The sequence below is a fragment of the Nostoc cf. commune SO-36 genome (assembly GCF_023734775.1).
GTDB lineage: Bacteria > Cyanobacteriota > Cyanobacteriia > Cyanobacteriales > Nostocaceae > Nostoc > Nostoc commune_A.
The window spans coordinates 98471-119292 of record NZ_AP025733.1; the positions used below are offsets into that span (position 1 = coordinate 98471).

Below are 20822 nucleotides of genomic sequence, written 5' to 3' on the forward strand. Positions count from 1 at the left end.
GCTGTCTATAGAGACAGGGGACTTAAACCCCCAAACTTAGTTAAGGTTTTAAATCATTGATTTGTGTAATTTCTAAACCAGCGCTACGAACTTCATAGATTTTCCGAGAAAGTTCAGTGATTTGAGCAGTAATTTCTTGTGGCGTATTTACTGCTTCTACAGTTACAGTCTTATTGAAGGTAATTCCCTGTCCCGTATTATCAGAAGTTGTAAAAGTCACAATAGTTGCGACGATATCTACTTGCCAGACCCCATCTCTAATTAATCGCGGCTCTCCAATATAACGAGGAATTAAAGATGCTTGCATATTTCCTTCAAATATTTTCCTGGGGGTGAGTTGTGCCAGCTTTTGTAAAAAGGCTGCTCGAAAGTTCTGATTTTCACTAATTGCAAAAGCAGCTTCATAAGCCTTAGTTGTAACTTTCTTTTTTCCACTTGCTGCGTCAATATCTATTCCTTTGTCTTGCTTGGTAATTACTTCTCCCTTGTCGTTGTAAATTTTCACTAACCCATCCCAGCTAAACATTCTAGTGAACGTATCGCCAACAAACTTCTTAATTACTTCTGGCGAACGTTGATTTTCGTTTACTGATTTAGCAGTAATAGTTTTGCCATCATCTAACTGTACTAAAGCTAATTGCTTTTTGCTTAATCCTCGGATTGCTCCATAATTGAGAAATTGCAATAGTAATGAAAATACTGCACAAGAAAATCCTACTAATGAAATTATTCCAATTCTTGTCGGGACAGATTTATTAAATTGCAGTAGTTGTAATGGCTCTAATTTTCGGTTTTTCGTGTTGACCATATCTCTTATTTCCTAGACTTCGCCAAACTAAAGCCTTTAGTGATTATTGCAATGCCAGCTTCTGCGGCAATCGCACCATAAGTTTCTGAGGCTTTATTAATTTGTTGCAACAGTGCTAAACCACCACCTGCGGCTAATCCCGTAGCCAAGAAGGGAGCGCAAATGCCAATTGTAAACAGGAAGAACATTGGTTGATCTGCTTGAGAATCAGAAATTAATTGTCCAGCAAAACCAACAATCATGTTAAAAGAGAGTTTACATATTCCAATACTGAAATAACCAATCAGCCAAGTGTAAATTGATTTTGCTCCATAAGGTAATAAAGAACCTCCAACAGCAAGCGGGCCGAGAAATGCTGTAACTAACATTGTTAATTCAATTGCCCATTGATATGAGCCATTCATCGACAGCATCACCAATGAAATTGTTGAAGTCACACCGGAACCAATAAAACCACTAATGGAAGAAAATAATATCTGAAGTGGATTTCTTTTGTTTTTTATTGCATCAATCGGAGCTTCAATGACTTTATCTATCCCATCCATCAGCCATTTGAAGGGGCCACTATTTTGATCAAAAGCTGACGGGTATTTTTGGCTTAAATCTTCTTTAGCCTGTTGTAAACAAGCAATTGATTCATTCGGCTGTAATGAAGAACTGCGACATCTTTCAATTGCTAATCCGATAGCACTACGAGCAGCTGATACCCCTGCTGCTTTTTGAAATGCGACTCTTAAATCTAGCCCTTCAGCCGTTTGTACCAACACCATATTATTTACATTGTTGATGTAGTTCCTAATCCCTAACGTCGAGTTTCCTAGCACTTTGCCATGATTTGACAACAACACCACCACAATCAAAGGCCAGATAAAATCAGTGAAAGCTCGTTGCTCATCACCATTGATCATTTGCTTTGTCCACTCAATCATGAAAAAGGTTAATGTCGCAACCGCAAATAACGCCCCGACTGTACATATATTGTTGTACAGTTCCCCGGTTAAAGTCTTACCCCACAAATCATTAAACCCTACTGATATTGATGCAGAAGTTTCAGCAGCTTTTTTGACTAGCTCACCACCAAGCACTTGTTGCGCTAATAAATACATACAAGAATCCTTTCTTTTACGAATTGCGAACACACCCTTGCACCATTAAGGTAAATAAGTAGGATCTAGCACAGACATACCTACAACTTCGAGATTGAGGGAAATCAATCCTTCTTCTCGAATATCTTCTTTTTGACGATTTGCTGTTAATTGTTCTGCAATCTGCGTCAGCATCATATTAGACTGTGCGGTATCAGAGCGTGATTGCAATGAATCAGTGCGCTGTTGTGCCAGCATCGAAACCACCAGACCATTTTGGGCTGCTATTACTTTTAAGATATTCTGTGAGGCATTCATATCTTGCGCTTCCTGCCCCAGGTTTGAAGCATCTTGAGCCGTTTGTGTAGTTTGATCAATTTTGTTGGCAGTATCTTGCTGACCTTGTTGCCCTAATACACCAGAGACTGATGCTTTTGTAATTTCTCGCTGTAAGTATTGTGCTTGCGTTGATGCACCTGCCCAATCAGAGTCCGATGCTAAGGATACTTTCAAACGCTGACCACTTTCAACTGGATCTGGCGCACCCATTACACCAGTAGCCCCATTAATTGCAGAATTAGCATCCTCTTGGGCTGCTGCCCATAAATTATTAATTTTATCTGAAGCTATACTGCTAATTTGGCTCATTTCGCTCTGAATCTGATTCCTAATTGAAGCCAAAAAAGTATTTAGGTCTAGTGATATTCCATAACTCGGTGCAGCAATTAATAGACTCGTAACTCCACTAGATATAATGACAGCTAGACTAATCTTTTTAAGTCCCTTCATACTGAAATACTCCCTTTTTTACCTTGAATTGATGAAGAAGGATTCTAAATTGATGTGACTACTAAGATTTTAGAAGTTCAACCGCATTTCTCACTCTTATTCAAGCATTTGGTGGAGCAGAGGAGGAGTAATGAGTAAGGAGTAATGAGTAAGGAGTAAAGAGAAAGACAAGATCACTTCTTACTCATTACTTATTACTTATTACTTATTACTCATTACTTCTTCCCGGAACAAGTACAGGCTTTGAGCATTGGTGAGAAATCCGGGTTTACCCCCTAAGCAATTCTTGGGCTGTTGAAGATAACGGCTCTCCCCGAACCATTCTGATATAATCTTCAGAAAACTTGACTTGTCCAAGTATTGGATTATCTTGATATTTTTTCAAGAATAGAGTTCGTAATTCTTGTTCATAAGGATTGTTAGCGACTGCGGACAATAAACAGTGTGCTGGATAATAACGACAGAATGTAAGTTTGCCTGAATCATCCAATAACCACTGTGAGTAAATGCCGGATTTTGTTGGATAGAAAGCCTCTGTACTATTGGTTTGAATGATTTCGTAAGGATATTTAAATCTATCAACAAAGGGATCTACTGCCGATGATTGGATTCTGCCGATCAATCGGGTTGTAATATTGGCGAAGATTTTCGCTGCGGTTTTGCTTTGGTAAATACTTTCTGGTTCTTGAGCCGAGAGAATCACCCGTATCCCTGCTTTTGCACCATTGGCACAAAGCCTTCCTATTAACTCGGCGATCGCATCAAATTGGAATAAAATCGGCGCTTCATCCAAGAAAAAGATACTAGCTTTAGAAGACAAAGCACGTCGAAGGGCTGCGGCATAAGCTGATAAAGCTAAGATAGCTGCATCTGCCTCACTTGATAAATTCCGCAGTGCAAATACTAGCAACTTAGCATCAGTTCGGAAAGTTGAGGGACGACTAATTGATTCTCCAACTCTCGTTGAGAGCCAGTACTTTAATCTCAACCTGATTTGCTCTAAAGCTGATAAGATTTCCTGGCTATTGCTGGCTATAGAATCTATCTTGAGAAATGCTGGCGAACAATAATTCAAAAAATCTTGTAATGTGGGAGTGTCCAACCAAGCTTTAGTGCCAACTCCTGCGGCTAATGCCAACTTATACCGGACTTTGATTTCATCATCATTAAAAAACGTTTTCAAGGCTAGGGCAATGATTGATTCAATATTAGTAATCATGGAAGGGCTAACGCCAATCACGCTAGTTCCAATCACCATTGTCATTAAGACTGATTTCAAGAATTCCTTAAAATCATTCAATCTTTCATTAATGGTTTCTTGATCCATCCCCCTCAAATTAGGTAGTTCAAACAAATTATTTGACTCTTTGGAAATATCGAAGTATGCACCATCTTTACCTAGCAAATTCGTATAGTCACTAAATGTCGATGTCCCGTCTGGTTTGGGGTAATCTAAGGCTACTACTGGTATATCTTGAGCAAGTGCAGGTGTTAAAATTCCTGCCACCAGTACTGATTTCCCCGAACGAGTTGCACCAAAAACTGCTATATTTTTATGCTGTTTGTACAAATCCAGGTGTACTGGTGTACCTCCTTCTTCGGCAATTAACTCAAAGCCAGCCCGATCTCCTGTAGCTGTACGAATCAAAGGCATCAGCCCTGGTGCTTCGGAACTGAAATAAGGTAATCTGCGGTTAAAAGGTTTTGCCAGCAGTGGCTCCCAAACAAATGGACAACATTGCAACCATGTCTTCCAGGCGTATTCTTTTTCTCGATCTACTGCTGCTGGCCTTAAAAAGTAGGAAGCTAAGTATTTGCAAGCCTCATTGAGTTCTCTTGTCGATTTTCTATGGACAAGAAAAGCTACTCCGGTATAAACGACAACGCTTCCTTTATAAATGGTTCGTTGCGCCTCTACAGATTCTTCAATATTTATTCCAGCTTTAACATCGATGTTTCCTTTACTTGTTGATAAGGCTGTTGATGTAATTGACTGTTTAGTAAGGCGTTGTAAATTAGTTTTGGTAATCGCTTGATTAGCTTTAGTGATTTGACAGATAATTTCTGTATCTGAAATACTTTCTTTAGAAATTAATTCCCAAAGGTATCGTAATTGAGAGCGTTCATCTATCCAGCCCCCCGGCTTTTGGCTGAAGTTCATCACTCCAATATATTTATCTTGAATCTTTACCCATTGCCGATCTAAGAATGGAACAGATTCTTCATTCTCCAACAGATGATGCCGAATGTGAAAATCACTTGTTTGAGTTTCTACTAATCCTTGAGTTTGACTAATCACTAAGGGATTAGGAATTGGTGTCGGTGATGTCAGATTAAATTGATGCCATAAGACTTTCCAAATATCCTCAGCGCTCAAAACTCTGATCCCTAGTTTCATTTTGTTACTCAGCAATGATTCCCATTGCAAAAAACCATCACTAAATGAATTCTTGAGAATATTTTCAATCCTGCTATTGTTAAAAGCGTGAATTTCTCCGGTGAATTTAAACCAAATTTTCTCTAACTTTCGGATTGCCGACTCTACAATGTCTTGGCTTCTCTCTGACTCAGCTAACGCTGTATAAGTACACCATAATCTTAAAAACTTGTTCTTCCTGACTCCCGAGTGGGTTAGTTCTTTGATTCGTAACCTTTCACTCCTAATTAGTAATTTCAATTGCTCAATATCACAATTGGTTTCGATAGATTCTAATTCTGATTGCCGCGAATAATCGTCTGTAAAGGAACCCAAATGTATGGTTAATGACTCTCCTGATGGGATCTCTTTTAAACCTGCCTCTATGCTCTCAAAGATTGGGAGGATTTGCTCTGAGGCTAAGTTAGAATGAATTCCTACACAATCAAAACAGAATTTGATTTGAATCGATTCCCCATTTTTGAGAATTAATGCTCCTATGCCTTTTCTCCCTCCCAAAGCAACATCGCAAACCCCAGCTAAATGGATAATGTCTTCAAAGGGGGTAAGAGTTTTTACTACATTAACTTGCTCGGTTTCTAACCTTTGTTTCTTGATCTTATCTGTCTTTTTTGTGACCATTACGAATTATTCCTCTTGTATCCTCTGCTAATTCGAGGCACTGCCACAAACTTGCCAAAAAATTCTTGATTTGATGAAAGTAACCACCATGTAGCCCATCCCCAAGCGATGCTTAATCCTGTGCCTAACCAACTTGTTTTCAATATATAGTTGAAAACGAATACATTTAATATTGCTATAACCGACCAAGGGAAAATCTGATCGGCGGGAAATGGGCCTAATCGGGGTCTATCTCCCAAGATTCTATTTACACTTCTAAATTTATTTTCATCTCTCATCTTTTTTTATTGCTTGTTAATATGAAGCATTTCTGGAATCAGGGCACTTTTTCTCATTCCAGAAATGCTGCGAATAAATGGGTGTAGTTTTTAACAGTTATGCTCCAGTAATTAAGCCGGTAACTAAGTCTCCTACAAAGACTGAAAGCACAATAATTAATGGAGTTCTGGCTAATGTCTGCCAATCTTCATCATTTCGGGCTGCTTGAGCAATACTTACCAAACTGATACCTATATAGAGTAGGAATAAACCTCTCAATACGTTGAAGAACAATTGTATAACTGCTTGTGTTTGTCCGTTACCAGCATTGCCGAAAGCACCAGTCATCCAGGTTTGAGCATTGTTGAAAAACTGTGCTTCGGCTGGCGAAGAAGCAAAATCCAAGAGAAATATTACCGACAGAAATGCAAATAATATTGCATATAAATTTACTCCCCATTTCCGCTGTAGCTTTTCAAAGTTTGTTAGCAATGCCTGTGTTTGTTTTGGAATTGCAACTGCTATTGCTCCTGCAATCATCAATCCTCCAAGCATTATGTTGTGGACTGACATCTCCAGAATCATTAATGCTCCTGTTACTCCCATCAGCCCAATTGTGCTACCTTCAAGGACTTTCTTTTTTCTTGATGGTAAGGCTGCTGTTTGTCTTGTCTCAAAGCTTGTTATGTTGGGATTTTCGTAGTCTGATATTTGCATAATTTGTGAACGCATGAAATCTTATCCACATTATTCACAACTCACTTTTAAAATCCTACAGACTCTAGTACAAAAAAACTAGTTCTTTTGGCTACAGAGAATATTTATTACAGCTTTTTAGGTATAGGCTCTATCATCAATTTCTGCCCAACTTGAATATTACTAGCACCCGCTTTTAGTTCTAAAACCTGTGTCGCAGCGACACCGTAATAGATTGGACAAGGATTTTTCATGCATGGTGGTGCATTGCGAATTATTGTTGTCACCAGATTATTTTTAAGGTATATGATGTCTAAGGGCACTTTGACTTGGTGCATCCAAAAGGGTACATTATTATACTCTCGACCTAAGTTAAACAACATTCCGCGATCGCTCTCTAGATTATTTCTCCATTTGAGTCCTTTCTCTAGTTCTTGTGGTTTATTTGCCGCTTCTAAATAAAAAGTCTGGTTATTGATCGTAAGTTTATACTGAAGGGGCAATTTTTGAGGGCGAGTTTCTATATAAGATACTACTGCTGTGAACAAGATTACTGACATCCCAGCAAGTGGGCCAGCAATGTTTAGCATCTTAAAGCCAGCAACATACCAATCGACTTTCGATTGAAATTTCGGTATTTGCATAAAATTAGTTACCAAAAATATCGACATCGCCCACGCTATATATTGATGAATCCACGGGGCTAGATGGTAATCCTTGCAAATCTGCAATATTACGCATACTTTCTATTCGGTCAGCTTCACGTATTGCCAGGGGATTTACGTTTTTTCTTGATTCTAATAGTGCAGTTAGGGTAATTTCTAATGGCGGCAAATCCTCTAGTGCTGGAGTATCTTCACCAAACAATTGACAGAATATTGAGATTGCTGCCTTTTCGACAATTGCCTGAATTTCTGCACCGACACAACGATGTGTCACCTTCAATAATCTCTGCCATTCTTCTGGGGTAAAGGCATCTTCACCGTTACAAAACCGCTTGTCAAATCTGGCTAAATGAATCCTAAATATTTCATGTCTCTCACCGTTATTTGGTAAGTCTATTTTGAATATTTCATCAAATCGCCCACTTCTGGTTAACTCTGGTGGTAGCCATTGGATATTGTTGGCTGAAGCAATTATTAATACATCACTTGTTCTTTCCTGCATCCAGGTTAGCAACATCCCCCCTAGTCTTCGTGATAAATCATCATCACCTGCAAATCCTTTATCAAAGTCATCTAGGTATAAGATTATACGGTTTATTCGGTCTACTAGTGCTAATAACTGTTTAAGCTTGTATTCTGCCATATTTCCATAACTGCGGAAATTACCCCACTCCACGATTACTAAGGGTAATCCCAGTATTTGAGAACAAGCCTTGGCTGAGTGAGATTTACCTGTTCCGGGTGGGCCAATCAGTAAAACACCTTTTGGTAGCCGCAAGTTGTAAGACTTCGCCAACGGTGTCAAGAGCCGTTTGTATCTCTTAAATGCTGACTGCATTAATTCCAGTCCCCCCACTGAAATTGTCATCGGTTGCAGAAATTCCACATTGTAAACTCGTTTGAATAACTCGATTTTATAAGCAGAAACTTTTTTGACTAATTCACTGTTGTCAAAAATAGGGTGTTGGGGGTAGGGTCTTGGGTGTAGTGAAGACGGGGCTTGTACGAAGATGGTTGTTTGAGCTTTCTCTACACCCCACACCCCGCACCCCACACCCTGCCCCAAAGGGGCTTTGTCAATTGCTAGCGCACTTTTTACCCCTGTTTCAGTATCTGCCAAATACATCCCTACACAAGTATTCGCTATTTGATTAATTTGGGCTTGTGTAATTGAGTCGGGTAATATTTTTGGCAAATAATCGCTAATTTCCTCAACTGTGGGTAGCTCTTGAGTAATTGTCGGTATTAGACCTGCTATATCTGACTTGAGGCTTGCGTTTGACCCCAGCAACAAAGCTGTTTTACCGGAGTTATCATTGTAAAGCTTAATGTTAATCAGGGCTGACTTAATCCATTCTGCTGTCAGGAAGAAATCTGCATCCGTCGCCCCTTGCCCTAGCCACGGGTATATCCCTTCCAAAATCAACATCCCTTGCAACTGGGTTGTCTTCCAAAACCGCAAAATTTCAAAGGAATCTTCGCGTACAACTTTAAAAGCGATTCTTTTGTACTTTTTAATTTCTGAGAATGCCAATCCCGAATTACTCATTAATAACTGGTACAATTTGTCATCCTCTAACATCCAGATATAACAATTAATCCCAAGATTAATGCATTCTTTAGTTAAGTTTTCGAGTAAGCTTATCCTCTCCTGCAATGGAGATTCCACTGCTATTAAGGGATTATTTTGTTCGCGTAAAGAAAATATTCTTTTTATCAGTTCTGAACTCATAGGTAAATTATTGAGCATCAAACTGATAATAAAGGCTGACTCACTTTCTACTGACAGTCTGAAGTACCCAAATCTCTCATACTTTTGGCCATTATTTTTTATTCGCACTCAGGCAGCAATTGCCACTAAAGACTCAAATCTGCCTCTGACTTACGCTGTTGTTGCTGTTGTTGCTGTAGGGACTTTTCAAGTAACAGATCCTGATTCCAAGAGACTGTTTTGGGTCTAGCGCGTCTAACCTGGGGCAGTAATTTCTTAACAGCTAGTGCCGTGGCTTCCCCGAATTCATCGGAGTTGAACGCTGTTTTGATTTGAGAAATATCCTCTAATCGCTCCACTGGTGTACTTTTGGGGTCAGCAAGTGCCATGTACAGTGTTCGCTGTTTTGGTATTGACCCAGTTTTGGAATATTCCAACATTGCGTATGAGAAAGCATCAATCGTTGAGGAACAAAGTACCACTTTTTCTACTTTGCTCGTTCCTCGCTCCCCCAACTGGAAATGGAACCAACTGTTTGTGCGATCGCTTCCAATTGCCAAGCCCTTAAATTCACTTCCCTCAAGGTAAGCCCCTTTAACTTGTTGGTTTAAATCTCGCATTACAAACACTGCATTTTGCTTAGAGTCAGCGTAAATCAACCCCGATTGATGAAATCCGTGTACAAAGTTTGATGGTAGCCCGCACAAGTGAGTCAAGTAATCATGTACTCCAAGCCACTTGCTTTTATCCTCAACTGGTGGGACAAACTTGGGGGTTGGTTCGGTTTGAAGAATATCTGCTGTTTGTTTCTTGACTGCTGCGATCGCTGCTCGTTCTGCCCCCTGAAGTCCAAATCTCTCATTCAGCCACGCCAAACCCTGCCGCAAATTGTAATTGTTCACCTGAATTACTAAGTCAATTGCCCCACCCCCCTTTTCTACTCCTGGGGAGGCGGACTGAAATTTATCCCCATTTATATTAATGATGTGGCCATGACCTACCCAAGAGTTAGATTGGCTGGATTCTAAGTCTAAACCCAACTCCCAAGCTACATCCTCCAAGGCTAAGTCACGCAACTGCTGAGTTTGTTGTCGATATTTTTCTTTCTCTTTCTCTAATTGGGCAAGGCGTTGTTGAAGCAGTTCATTAGCTTGAGCCAGGGAAGTAGCTGTTGCTTCCATTTCTTGAAGTTGTCGGGCTGCCCTGTCTCGATCTGCGGCTTTGGCTTTGATTTGCTCCAAACTCAACTCTGAGACTTCCAGGTTCCGTCCCGTTTCTACTATCCGGTAAAAATCCTTTATATCCTCGTGCTTGGCTCTGGAACCCTTCAACCCCCTCTCCAAGCCAATCAGCCGCATCGTTTCATAGTACGAGTCCTGAAATGCCTGGATTTTCTGCCGCCCATTGAAAAAGTGATTACACCGTAGCTGACCCCGGTCATCCACTGGCACAAAGTAAGCATGAATATGTGGCGTGACTTCATCTAAATGTAATTCTGCCCTGACTATCCGCGAACCGTATTCCTCAGACAACCATTGGTGCGTCGCTTCTAGCCAAACATCTAACTTATTCTGCTCATAATACCCTGCCTGATTTGGACATGAAGCACGAAAGTAACTTGGCGATGCACTCAGCAACATCTCCACGCAATAAACCCCGTCAGTCCTTATCTTCCTGTGTTGCGGAGCCTCATTTATCTTTGCCATCACCAAATCTTCTAACCTTGATTCGGGATCGTTGCTGCCTATAAACCTAATATTTTCTACCGACAAATCAGCGTTCGGTGTCTCCCTCTCACGAGATGTGTGAGATGCGCTACTCCCTATATCCTTCTGCTTTAATTTTTTTAAACGAGCGATCGCATACGCCATTCCCGCCCACCTTTTTTTCTCCCATCAACAATATTTCACCTGATAACTAAAATTATTTTTTAGGCTCACTGAGTATTTTTACTCAGGCTTTAAAATGGCATTTTTCCCAAATCAAGAATAGCAAAAATAAACGTACTAGGTACGTTTATTTAGAGGCGGCTGATTTGCTAATTTACCCCTAGCGTGGAAGCCGTCAACAGTGCCGTCAATAGTGCCGTCATGACAACCACTTTCAAATTTGCTAATGAATTGTTCAGAACGCGATTTTGACGGCATAAAGCCGTCAACAGTGCCGTCAATAGTGCCGTCATCAAGACCACGTTTTTAAGTATACATTTTCTGTACTTAAATAGAAATTAGAAAGACTTGTTCTTTAGTGATTATTCAGCTAAATATTAGATAATTAGTGAATAGGATATTCGACGAACGAATTCCAAAGCAATTAAAAGTTTTTACAACCAACATGAGCGAGACAAGAGTTTCCATTAGACGCTCTAATGATAGTTTGGAAGGTAAAGTAATTAATTACCTCAAGTCGAATCCCCTCTATTTAGATAAAGAGCATCCAGAACTAATTACTTCCACACTCCTTAAACATTGGCTACCATTAGCTTTATATTCCCAAGGGGTAGTGGGAGAAGAATTAAGGCAGGTTGCTATTTGGGCAATCAATGAATTAGAAGCCCAAGCCTCTGCCATCCGTGAGATTTGCAGTTTAGGTTCTGTTGTTTCTCCTATTTCTACGCAACTGCCTACTACTGTCCCAGTTGCTCCCCCACAGACAACACCTGTAATAGACGCAGCCCCAGTTTCTCTATCCAATGAGGATTCGTACTCATCCCAAGTTGAAACCGAAATGCCAACTGAAGATGAAGACGAGCAATTGATGGATTTGGAATTGACCGAAGAGATGATCCAAGCCAATAAAGCCTTTAGTGTCGAACCAGCACAAATTTAGGAAAAAAATGAACATTCCCAATTCCTCCCAAGTCAAACCTGGGATTAAGTTAGTTTTGTCCTGTGATTTGGGTGGTAGCCAAGTCAAAGCGATTGCTCAAATTTACCCTGATGGCATTCCCTGTGTACTGGCGATGTCGCCGGAAATTGCAGATGTATCAATTGACTCGATTAACAGCTTTTCTGTACAAACTTTTCAAAACATTAGTACCTGGGTTGGCGTAGGTGATGAATATTATGTCTTAGGTACAATTGCCAAAGAAGTCTTCGCTGGTAGTGCTGCACTTAGAGATAACAAATATCACTATGCCATTCCCAAGATTGCTGGTATTTTATCAATGGCTTACCAAAAGTTTGGTATAAACCATAATCATGTTGATGTTTTTATTCAAATCTTGTTACCGCCTGGGGAAGTCAATGATGCTCGTAATCTGACAACTTCCTTAAAACAAATTCTCAAACTTGGAGTACTCACACCTAATGGTCGTTTGAAGGGCAAGTTACGCAATTTTTGTGTTGCTGCTGAAGGTAGTGGCATTCTCACCTATCGTAGCCGTACTCTTGGCAAAACCTATATTCAAAAAAATGTTGGAATCCTTATGTTGGGCTATCGCAATGCTAGTTTTGCTCTTTCTGCTCAAGGTAATCCAGCTAAGAGCGAATCTACTGATTTAGGCATGAGTTGGGTAATCAATTCATTTGTTGAGCGTACTGCTGTTGGTTTGTCGAAAAATGATTCACGTTTAGTCACAGCAATCCTCGCAGCAGCCAAGGGCAACTTTGATGCTTTTCGTCCCTTGTCCCGCAAAGCCACACCTGAAGGTGTCCAATTTGATTTAAATTTATTTCAAAAAGTTCTCCCCTCAATTCGTGATGAGTACTGCCGCGCTCTTGTTCGCTGGATTAGAAATATTGCTGTCCTAGATGAAATTCTCATTTGTGGCGGGACTGCTGAGTATGTCAAAAAAGAATTAACTGACCACTTCCACAAAGAAGCTACTCCCATTGTTTGGAATGGCGGTGTACAATTCCCTGCTCCTCTTGATACTAAGGGTCTTGGTGAGCGCGTTGCTGATGTTTGGACGGCGCACATTACTTATATATTGATGCTAGACAAGAACTTTGCTTATGACCGCAAACAAGATTTAGTCCCTGACCCCAATAAACCACGCCCCTCTATCCCTACCTCTGGTCTTGCCCAACTCCGTGAATATGCCAAAAAACGTGAGGCTGAACAACCTTTAAACAGTTGAAAAATTTGAAGTGCGATCGCTCAGATATGGTTTTGTACCACAAGAGCGATCGCATGATTCAAGCTAACTATTTAATATCCCAGCCATCAAACAGATTCGGTTGATCTACCCCATACTGTCGCTGCACCAGCCGCCTCAGTTCTGCTACCGAATTGGCTGACTTCATTAAAATCAGCACTGATGTGACATGTGGGGATAATCTCTCCTTTGTTTCATGAGAAAGCATTTGATGTATTTTGTACTTCCTTCGCCCACTTGCAAGAACGGGATTAACAGTGTCGAGCTTGGCTTTTTCCTCTGGTGTCATCCAACTATAAATGAATTCCCAATAGTACAAGCCATTTTTAATGTGCTTTTTGTGCAGCTTACTGATCCGAGCCAAATTCTCTTCAAACTCAGCCTCAAACATCTTTGTCCACGGGCAAGGTGTAGAGAGAATGCGGCAATCATCTATCCGGCGTTGCTCAACTGTGCGTTGCTCACCCCAGACTTGCTCGAATCTACTCGTGAGTGAGTCCTCAGCAAGTGCATCAATCAACCTTTGAGCTTGTAGGTTTCCTTTCGTGTCGAAATACCGCCAAATGATTCTAACATCATTTATTGATATCGTTTCAGCACGAGTTCCTACACCATTAACAGTATATTCCGCAGGGAGTGTAACATGATTTAAGCCTTGCTGTGTAAGCTTTTCATTCAGTTTAGGTGACTTCAAAGGTAACATGATTAACCAGTTACGATTTATACCTATAATTGAAAGAATTTGATTTTGAGACATCCGGTACTCTTTCGTCTCAACAATTCTGATTGCGTCAAACCGATAGTTGCCGATGTACACCTCAACTGCTTGGGCTGCGGCAAAATTTTTCTTAGCCATGATTAGCTGTGCGAGATTTTCATCAATTCTTCGCGCAGCGCTGAATTCAACTATTAAATTGCTCCATCACGACTCATAAATATATGAATAACGACCAAGAACTTTACACCCAACAGCTAGCTCAATTTGCTGCATCTCAAAGTTTTGATGAACGTTCAGTGGAATTTTTTGATGACGTTTGGCAAGAAGCCGGAGTTAAAGACATTACCAAAATGACTACTGCTGACGCTAAGTGTGTATTGCAAGTCTTGGGTGAGAGTGAAGCATCACCAGAATTTACTAAAGCTCTACTAGCACAAGCCATAACAGCAGGAATGCCTAAACACGTTGCGGGATATATCTTGGAGAGTGATACTGACGGGGATGGACGCACACTTGCACAAGAAATTTTCAATGACGGGACAAGTCCGTTTCAATCCAATCAACCATCAGTATTTGCCTCCCAACAAAGCCAGCCTCAATTCTCTAGTGAAGAAGATGAAGACATGGAGATCCAAATTTAGCCAAAAGTACGATTTTTTTGTAGACTCCTGGTTATTGATTTTTTGGGAGTAGAAGACCTAAACTTTGGCTTATTCGTTAGCGTTTCACATGCTCTAAAGGTGTAGCTCTTATGAAGAAGATTCAGGGGGAAAGGAAAAAGGGTTAGGGAGAAAGGGATGAAATTTTCCCTTTAGCCTTTCCCCGAATGGCACTAAGAAAAGCTGAAACCTTCTCAGGGCAGGGTGTAGGGGGTAGGGTGTAGGGTGTAGTTTTAAGACAATTAAATTTTAGTTGCGTCAAGGAGTTCAAAATCTTCTTAATTCCCCACACCCCACACCCAAAAGCCAGCTATATCATGGCTTTGCGCTTAACTTAGTGCCATTCGCCTTTCCCCTTTTCCCTTCTTCTAAATATTTGTTCTACACCTTTTTCCAACTTTGAACTAAAGCTATGACACTACAATTACCAACCCAGAACAACGGTACACACCCTCAAAAGTCAACAGACTCATTTACTATTCCTCAACAGAAAGAGCGACTAGAAAATCTGTTGTATCAGAAAGTTCAACAAGGGGAAGATATATCCCCCTGTATTGAAGCTCTCTATTATTTAGCTTCAAAGCAAACAACACAAGACCAACTGCAAGTAATGTGGGCTGAAGTAATCAAAGAACGCTCGGCATTCAATTCACTGCAAAGAGTAATCATTACAGCCTTCGCCATCTTAGGAATGATTGCCTTTTTTAACGGGGCATTTCGCTCTGTTAAACCATCGGCAGCTGCTAACCCACCTGCTGTTCAAGCTCATTAAAAGGATTTCACTAAAAAGCTGAAAGCTTTAGTTGAGAATGCTTTCAGCTTATGTTATCACTCGCTTTGCTTCGGTGAGCTTAATATGCCGTGTCTCTGTCGAAAGGCAAGCTATCTTCCGGCTCAAAGTTTTGCAGGTCTTGCTCCATCTGCTGCCGACGTTGAACGTAAGTTCTGCTATCTTCAATCCTTCCCCTCATCTGCCATGCACCAAAATTAATACCCTGCTGTGCGTATTTAGCAGACACTTTGTTGTAACCATCAACTTCTATTTTCTTGCGACGTTCTTGTTCTTCCAGCGCACTTTCACTGATCCCAATTTTTCGAGCGTATTCTAAATATTCAGGTTTGAGAGAACCATCAGGGTTAAATTCCCTTTTCTCTTGTTCAGTGAAGAAATCATAAGCTGTATAAACTCTCCACGGCTCTGGGTCAGTCTCGTCCAGGTGTTTCCACTCGTCATATCCTACTTTTACTCTACGAGCATAACTATCTATTGCTCCCGGATCTTCACCTTTAGATAACATTTCTTGTCGGGCTTCGTCTTTTAAATTTCCATCTGCATTGAATTCTTTTTTATGCATATTTATCCAACGCTTAATTCTTGACATATAAACCTCCCCAAATATTAACTAATTTTCATTAACTTCTTAAATCATGACACTGGAACTAAAACATTTTGATCCCAGGCTTAATCAATGGATTTATACAGATGAGCGTAAAACAATTTTAACCGAAAAGCTCAATAATACTCTACTTGAATCTTACTTTCCTGATAAAGAATTTTCATTTGGGCACTCAGATGAATACAGTACAGACGAAGATTTGAGGAATCATCCAAATGGACATATCTTATTATTATCTTCTAAAACTCGCTTACTTTATGGAGAAAAAGAATGCTTAGAAACAATTCAAAAAATTTGTCCAGATAGTAAAGACCGTGGGGCTTATGGTTCGATATTCCTTGGAGCTTGTAAAAATGCGATTCACGAAAAGCTAAACATTCTGGTAGTAGATGATTCTACTGATAATAGAGGTGAAAACGGAGGAATATTATCAAATGATTTAGCATATAAACTAGTTGGCGATTGTTATGGACAGATTTCAACCCAACTTTATGACTTGCTCACTTTAAGAGAATCACAGCAAGATAAAAGCTACCGTGTTATCCAGCATCGATTCGGTTGGGTAGAAGGAGACGGAGCAGATACTACTAAATATCGCTTTGGTAAAGGAACACTGCGACCATACAAACTAGATGAGATAAAGTACGCAGACTCAAATAATGAACCCAAAATCGATATAATTCTCCCTGTAAGTAGTTTCAAAGGAACAGATAAGGATAGACCAGCAGGGGCAACTAAACCTCAAATTAAGCCAGGATTATATCAGCAAAATATTTGGTTGGCTGAAAAAGGACAATCTCAGCAAGGTCAGATGTCAATTTCCCAACTGCTAGCATCTTTCCCCCAAGGAATTAAAGATTTTGCCGAAGAATTAGAGCTACAAGCTCAAAGATTAACCTCTATTCAAGATGATCCTAGAAGTGTTGCTGCTTACTATTGTGAAAAATACGAAAAACGCAAAGAATCATTGAACCAAAGTAAATTAAAAACAGGAGAAGTCGCAAATCTTGAAAGTGATGTCAAAAACTTAGGAGCAAATGACGGTTTAGATACAGATGAGGAATTAGATGACGAGAGTACTAAAGATGACTTGTTTATGTACAAGCTCATCAAAGGTGACTTACTTGGTCATCAGCAGTTATTAGAAACGGAAAAAGTTAAACAAGAATTAAGTCGGTTTGTACAGAGCCAATGGCGAGATATCGCTCTGGGGAAAACACTTACTTTTGACCGAGGGATGATTATTCCATCCAAGGAACTCAAGAATGGCGAAATTTGTGTTCCTTGGCTTGATGAACAAGAAAAAATTCTTAACTTCCGTTCTCCTTTTCTTAATTCTAATGGTTTGTGTGTTTCTAATAATAAATATGTTGAAGATCAACTAGGGCCAGACGGTGAACCCTTAGAAGGCGTAATTGTAGTTAGTGATGAAGACCACAAGCGCATACAGCAGAGAATTGCACAGTTAGAAGCGCAAGGTATTGATGTTGATTTTATCGACCCAGCCGAAACCGAATCAGAACGCCAAGCACGAGATTTTGATGGTGACTGCATTGGTGTGGCACGAGCCAGCTTGTATCCCAATTTAACAGCCGAAGCCGAGTACAGAAACCAACCCCAGAATGCTTATGCTCCGACAGTTAAGCTCAAAAAGCAATCATTCTACAATCCCACCGATGGAAGTCAGCCCCCTTTTGAAAAAATCGCTATTCACATGAGCGATAGCATTAGTGTGGGAGTAATCAACAATCAAGTTACTGCACTGGAGGCATTAGAATCGGAAATTGAAGTACTTAAAACTTACGGTACTTTTGAGCAGAAATCAAATTATCTAGACCAAGTTTCTAACCATTACGAAACCCTGTTTGAGCAAGAACAGCGCAAAGAGCCAAAGTTAATTCGAGAGGAATACAAGCCTTATATGCAAGGGTTTGTTGAACTTGCTCATTCTGAAAGAACCCCAGAAAATATGCATCAAGCGATGGATCTTAACCGCTTGATGTATCGGAGTATGATTGAGGAGGGATGTTATCAAAACCAAATAGCGGTGGATTTATTCAAAAGTGCTAAAAAACCTGAGATGGATAAAATCAGGGAAAACAGCCGCTACTTATATCGTGATGTTAACTATATTAAAGATAAAAAATCTCGTTCAGTTTATTTAAACACAGGTATAACACCAAAGGGCTACTCACCAGTAGAATTATTGATTAGCCAAACTAATAAATATTTCCAAGAATCACAGTTAGAATCGCGTCCCATCGTCCAGTTTAAAGACTTATTCAAAGGAGTAGAATTCACACCACAGCAGAGATTCAGTGCGATCGCTGCCAAGTACGAGTTTGACCAAAAATTCAACGCTGCGGTTCGGATGTCCCAACGGCGTGAAACAGAGAAAGGCCCATCAGCAATCATCCAAACTCCACAGGGGGTGCAACTCGAAATTAGCAATCTCACCCGTGAGGGGCATCCTTTAATCTGGAAAGCCGAGACGTTGAATATTCGCCTAGATGAAATACCAGAGAAATGGCGAACTAAAGAACGCCCCCACAAATTACTAGCAGTCGCCCAGATTAATGGAGAAATCGATAAAGATGGAAAACCCGCATACCGTCATCTTGGGACAATTAGCCAGCAGTCAGTGAATGACCACAATCTCAAACCGGGGATGACCACGCAGGGAGCTAAGATACTGGAATTCAAGCCAGAACTTACTCGGAGTCAAACTAAATTACTCTTTGCCTTGGCAAATGGTGCCGCTCTTGCTTTTTACGCGAATATCCCAGCCGAAGACAAACTTGCTGCTGCTGCGGCTGCCTGGAACATCTCTGCATCCCGCCAAGATGAACTCGAAGTTGCAAGAAAAGAAAACACCGACCCGTCCGCTTACGCTAAAAAAGTCTCCAATTTTGCCTTCGCTGCTTTCCCCAATGAAATTATCTCCCGCTTAAACGAACTGCAATTTACCGAACCCAAGTTAGTCACATTAAATAATGAAGCAAATCAGTTTTTGGGCAGAAAATGGAACCCACTCGAATTGCACCCGATAGAAATCAGAGCCTCTCACCACCCACCGGGACATGAACGCCACGTTTCCAGACTATTGTTTGTACAAGATATTGACGGCGAATATAAGGAATTCGCCATGCTCGAACCCAGAACCGGAATACTGCCCATTGGCACAAAGGCGCAAGCTAATTTCGTTGGCGTGGAACCTGCGACTGCTAAGGCCACTATTGGTTTACCTGGAAATGAACCCATTGAGATAACTATCCGCGAACTTAAAAATTTCTCCTACGCAGGACTTGTTTTTAACGACCAACCCGTAAATTTAGAATTTGGTACTGTGCCGGTGCCTGATAAAACTGTCAAGATCAAAATTGATAGTAAAACTTTGGGGGAGTTAGACAGTGATTCTGTCGAACAGTTAAAACAAGTTGATTACCTAAAAAATGGTAATCCCTTGGAATTAAAACTCACTTCTATCTCCGAAACTGGTAGTCTTGCGTTTGTGCTGGGTGAGTCTCCCAATGGCAATCTCCTGAAAATTAATAAGATTAACTTTTACGATTTTTCTGGTCAGACATTTAATGACCAAGATTACCGAAAACTGACTATAGAAACGCCACCTTTAAAAACTAGGGATGCCGTATTTTTGAATGGTGAACCCTTGGGAGTGCTGCACTTCAAAAAAGATAAGGATGCGCTCAGACAGCTTGGACTACTCAAAAGCGGACAACTTACACCCGCGCCCGCTATTATTCAAAGTAATTTTTCACTAGTGTGCGCCAAAATTGACCCTAGTACTGTTGAATATCCTACTATCTGGACAAAGGAATTTCAAGTTTTTGGGACTCAATCGGTTAACCACCAACAACAGCAGATGATTGATAGTAGTGCTAAAATTCTACACAAAATTAAAGAACGTCCTACATTCCTCTTTGCTACCCCAGAAGACAAAATGCTGGGTTTAACACAACTGGTAGTAGACAACCACAAAGTAGATACTGTCACCAAGTGGTTAGCTGACCAAAATGTGGGCTTTGCTCCCGTCCCAGCAGAGGATGTACTCAAAGAAACTAAAAAGGGATTAGCAGTATTTAACTTGGTTAATAGTTCAATTATTCCTAAAACTTTGGAGAGTATGACCAAGAAATTTGGGGCTGTGATTGAATCAAGTACTGAATATCAGCAACTCGTTAGCTCCCTTGCCACACGACCGCAATTTTTAAAACCGCCAGAACAAACAGCACAATCCCCACCTAACCAATCTATAACTCCATTACTCTCCAGTACTCCTTCTACAGCAGACATTAGTAATAGCGTGAAAACCGAACCTTTAGGTGTAGAGAAGCCCTCGACAATTACTATTGATGACTTGAGAAATTGGTACAATGCCGCCGATAAGTTAGGGAAGCCGGAGAATTACAAAAAACGGATTGTGGAAGTCGCAAATGGGTTTAAGTCTGGTGAGCAATTATCAGCCCAAGCCTTGACAGTAATGAATAAAGATACATCTGAGCTTGAAGCCATTAGTCGGCTGACTCAAATTGCTCAAAGGATTGGCATGGTTTGGGGTAAGTCTAATGAAAATGGTACTCAAGTTTTAGGAAAAATTTATGATTTAACCTTTAGTACCCAGCAGAGGGATTTAACTATTTCGCAGAAAAATGGCGAGGTAATTTTGAATTTGCAATCGGGTCAAGTGCAGACTAATAAACTAACTCCACAGATATTGCAAACTTTTGAGGACGCTAATACTCAAATTGATAAAATTTTAGCCAAATCTATTGGACAAGACGTGGAACTACAAAGATAACATTTGGCGCGATCAGAAAGAGAAAAAACAAAGCGACGGGTAAAACCACATCGCTTTGCA

General features: G+C 40.4%; 17 protein-coding genes. 5 read left to right on the top strand and 12 right to left on the bottom strand.

What is annotated here, in order from left to right; all coding sequences use genetic code 11:
- Positions 1 to 40: 40 nt before the first annotated feature.
- The 10 genes from ANSO36C_RS31150 to ANSO36C_RS31195 all read right to left on the bottom strand — a co-directional run bounded on the left by ANSO36C_RS31150 (position 41) and on the right by ANSO36C_RS31195 (position 11217).
- Entirely contained in the window at positions 41 to 808 is a 768-nt protein-coding gene (locus tag ANSO36C_RS31150; RefSeq protein WP_251960715.1) for a hypothetical protein, read from the bottom strand.
- Between the two features lie 5 nt (positions 809 to 813).
- Positions 814 to 1914: a hypothetical protein gene (locus ANSO36C_RS31155; protein WP_251960716.1), complete on the bottom strand. Its 1101-nt coding sequence runs from the start codon at positions 1912 to 1914 to the stop codon at positions 814 to 816.
- Between the two features lie 45 nt (positions 1915 to 1959).
- On the bottom strand, positions 1960 to 2682 hold the full coding sequence (locus ANSO36C_RS31160; RefSeq protein WP_251960717.1) for a hypothetical protein: 723 nt from the start codon (positions 2680 to 2682) through the stop codon (positions 1960 to 1962).
- 268 nt (positions 2683 to 2950) lie between these two features.
- Positions 2951 to 5740 carry a hypothetical protein gene (locus ANSO36C_RS31165; protein WP_251960718.1) on the bottom strand — a complete coding sequence of 930 codons (2790 nt, stop codon included), beginning with the start codon at positions 5738 to 5740 and terminating at the stop codon, positions 2951 to 2953.
- Positions 5740 to 6018, bottom strand: coding sequence for a hypothetical protein (locus tag ANSO36C_RS31170; protein WP_251960719.1), 279 nt, complete (start codon positions 6016 to 6018; stop codon positions 5740 to 5742). The genes ANSO36C_RS31165 and ANSO36C_RS31170 overlap by 1 nt, the downstream gene beginning before the upstream one ends.
- 97 nt (positions 6019 to 6115) lie before the next feature.
- Complete coding sequence (locus ANSO36C_RS31175; RefSeq protein ID WP_251960720.1) at positions 6116 to 6730, bottom strand: hypothetical protein; 615 nt, start codon at positions 6728 to 6730, stop codon at positions 6116 to 6118.
- Between the two features lie 92 nt (positions 6731 to 6822).
- Positions 6823 to 7338, bottom strand: a complete 516-nt coding sequence (locus tag ANSO36C_RS31180; RefSeq protein ID WP_251960721.1) for a DUF192 domain-containing protein — start codon at positions 7336 to 7338, stop codon at positions 6823 to 6825.
- A 4-nt stretch (positions 7339 to 7342) separates the two neighbouring features.
- Complete coding sequence (locus ANSO36C_RS31185; RefSeq protein WP_251960722.1) at positions 7343 to 9091, bottom strand: ATP-binding protein; 1749 nt, start codon at positions 9089 to 9091, stop codon at positions 7343 to 7345.
- 125 nt (positions 9092 to 9216) lie between these two features.
- Entirely contained in the window at positions 9217 to 10941 is a 1725-nt protein-coding gene (mobV, locus tag ANSO36C_RS31190; RefSeq protein WP_251960723.1) for a MobV family relaxase, read from the bottom strand.
- 135 nt (positions 10942 to 11076) lie between these two features.
- Positions 11077 to 11217, bottom strand: a complete 141-nt coding sequence (locus ANSO36C_RS31195; RefSeq protein ID WP_251960724.1) for a hypothetical protein — start codon at positions 11215 to 11217, stop codon at positions 11077 to 11079.
- A gap of 187 nt (positions 11218 to 11404) precedes the next feature.
- Here ANSO36C_RS31195 and ANSO36C_RS31200 point away from each other — a divergent pair, with 187 nt between their 5' ends.
- Positions 11405 to 11899 (top strand): hypothetical protein, encoded by a 495-nt coding sequence (locus tag ANSO36C_RS31200; protein WP_251960725.1) that lies wholly within the window; start codon positions 11405 to 11407, stop codon positions 11897 to 11899.
- Positions 11900 to 11906: 7 nt separating this feature from the next.
- A complete protein-coding gene (locus ANSO36C_RS31205) occupies positions 11907 to 13151 on the top strand; it encodes a ParM/StbA family protein (protein WP_251960726.1) in 1245 nt (414 codons plus the stop codon).
- A gap of 67 nt (positions 13152 to 13218) precedes the next feature.
- On the opposite strand, the gene ANSO36C_RS31210 is transcribed toward ANSO36C_RS31205, so the two are convergent.
- Entirely contained in the window at positions 13219 to 14025 is an 807-nt protein-coding gene (locus tag ANSO36C_RS31210; protein ID WP_251960727.1) for a P63C domain-containing protein, read from the bottom strand.
- 83 nt (positions 14026 to 14108) lie between these two features.
- Here ANSO36C_RS31210 and ANSO36C_RS31215 point away from each other — a divergent pair, with 83 nt between their 5' ends.
- Together ANSO36C_RS31215 and ANSO36C_RS31220 are read left to right on the top strand one after the other, a co-directional pair.
- Positions 14109 to 14528, top strand: a complete 420-nt coding sequence (locus ANSO36C_RS31215) for a hypothetical protein (protein ID WP_251960728.1) — start codon at positions 14109 to 14111, stop codon at positions 14526 to 14528.
- 430 nt (positions 14529 to 14958) lie between these two features.
- On the top strand, positions 14959 to 15318 hold the full coding sequence (locus tag ANSO36C_RS31220) for a hypothetical protein (protein ID WP_251960729.1): 360 nt from the start codon (positions 14959 to 14961) through the stop codon (positions 15316 to 15318).
- A 79-nt stretch (positions 15319 to 15397) separates the two neighbouring features.
- Here ANSO36C_RS31220 and ANSO36C_RS31225 read toward each other — a convergent pair whose 3' ends face one another.
- Positions 15398 to 15928, bottom strand: coding sequence for a hypothetical protein (locus tag ANSO36C_RS31225; protein ID WP_251960730.1), 531 nt, complete (start codon positions 15926 to 15928; stop codon positions 15398 to 15400).
- Positions 15929 to 15974: 46 nt separating this feature from the next.
- Between ANSO36C_RS31225 and ANSO36C_RS31230 the strand changes: the two genes are divergently transcribed.
- Entirely contained in the window at positions 15975 to 20762 is a 4788-nt protein-coding gene (locus ANSO36C_RS31230; RefSeq protein WP_251960731.1) for a hypothetical protein, read from the top strand.
- Positions 20763 to 20822 lie beyond the last annotated feature (60 nt).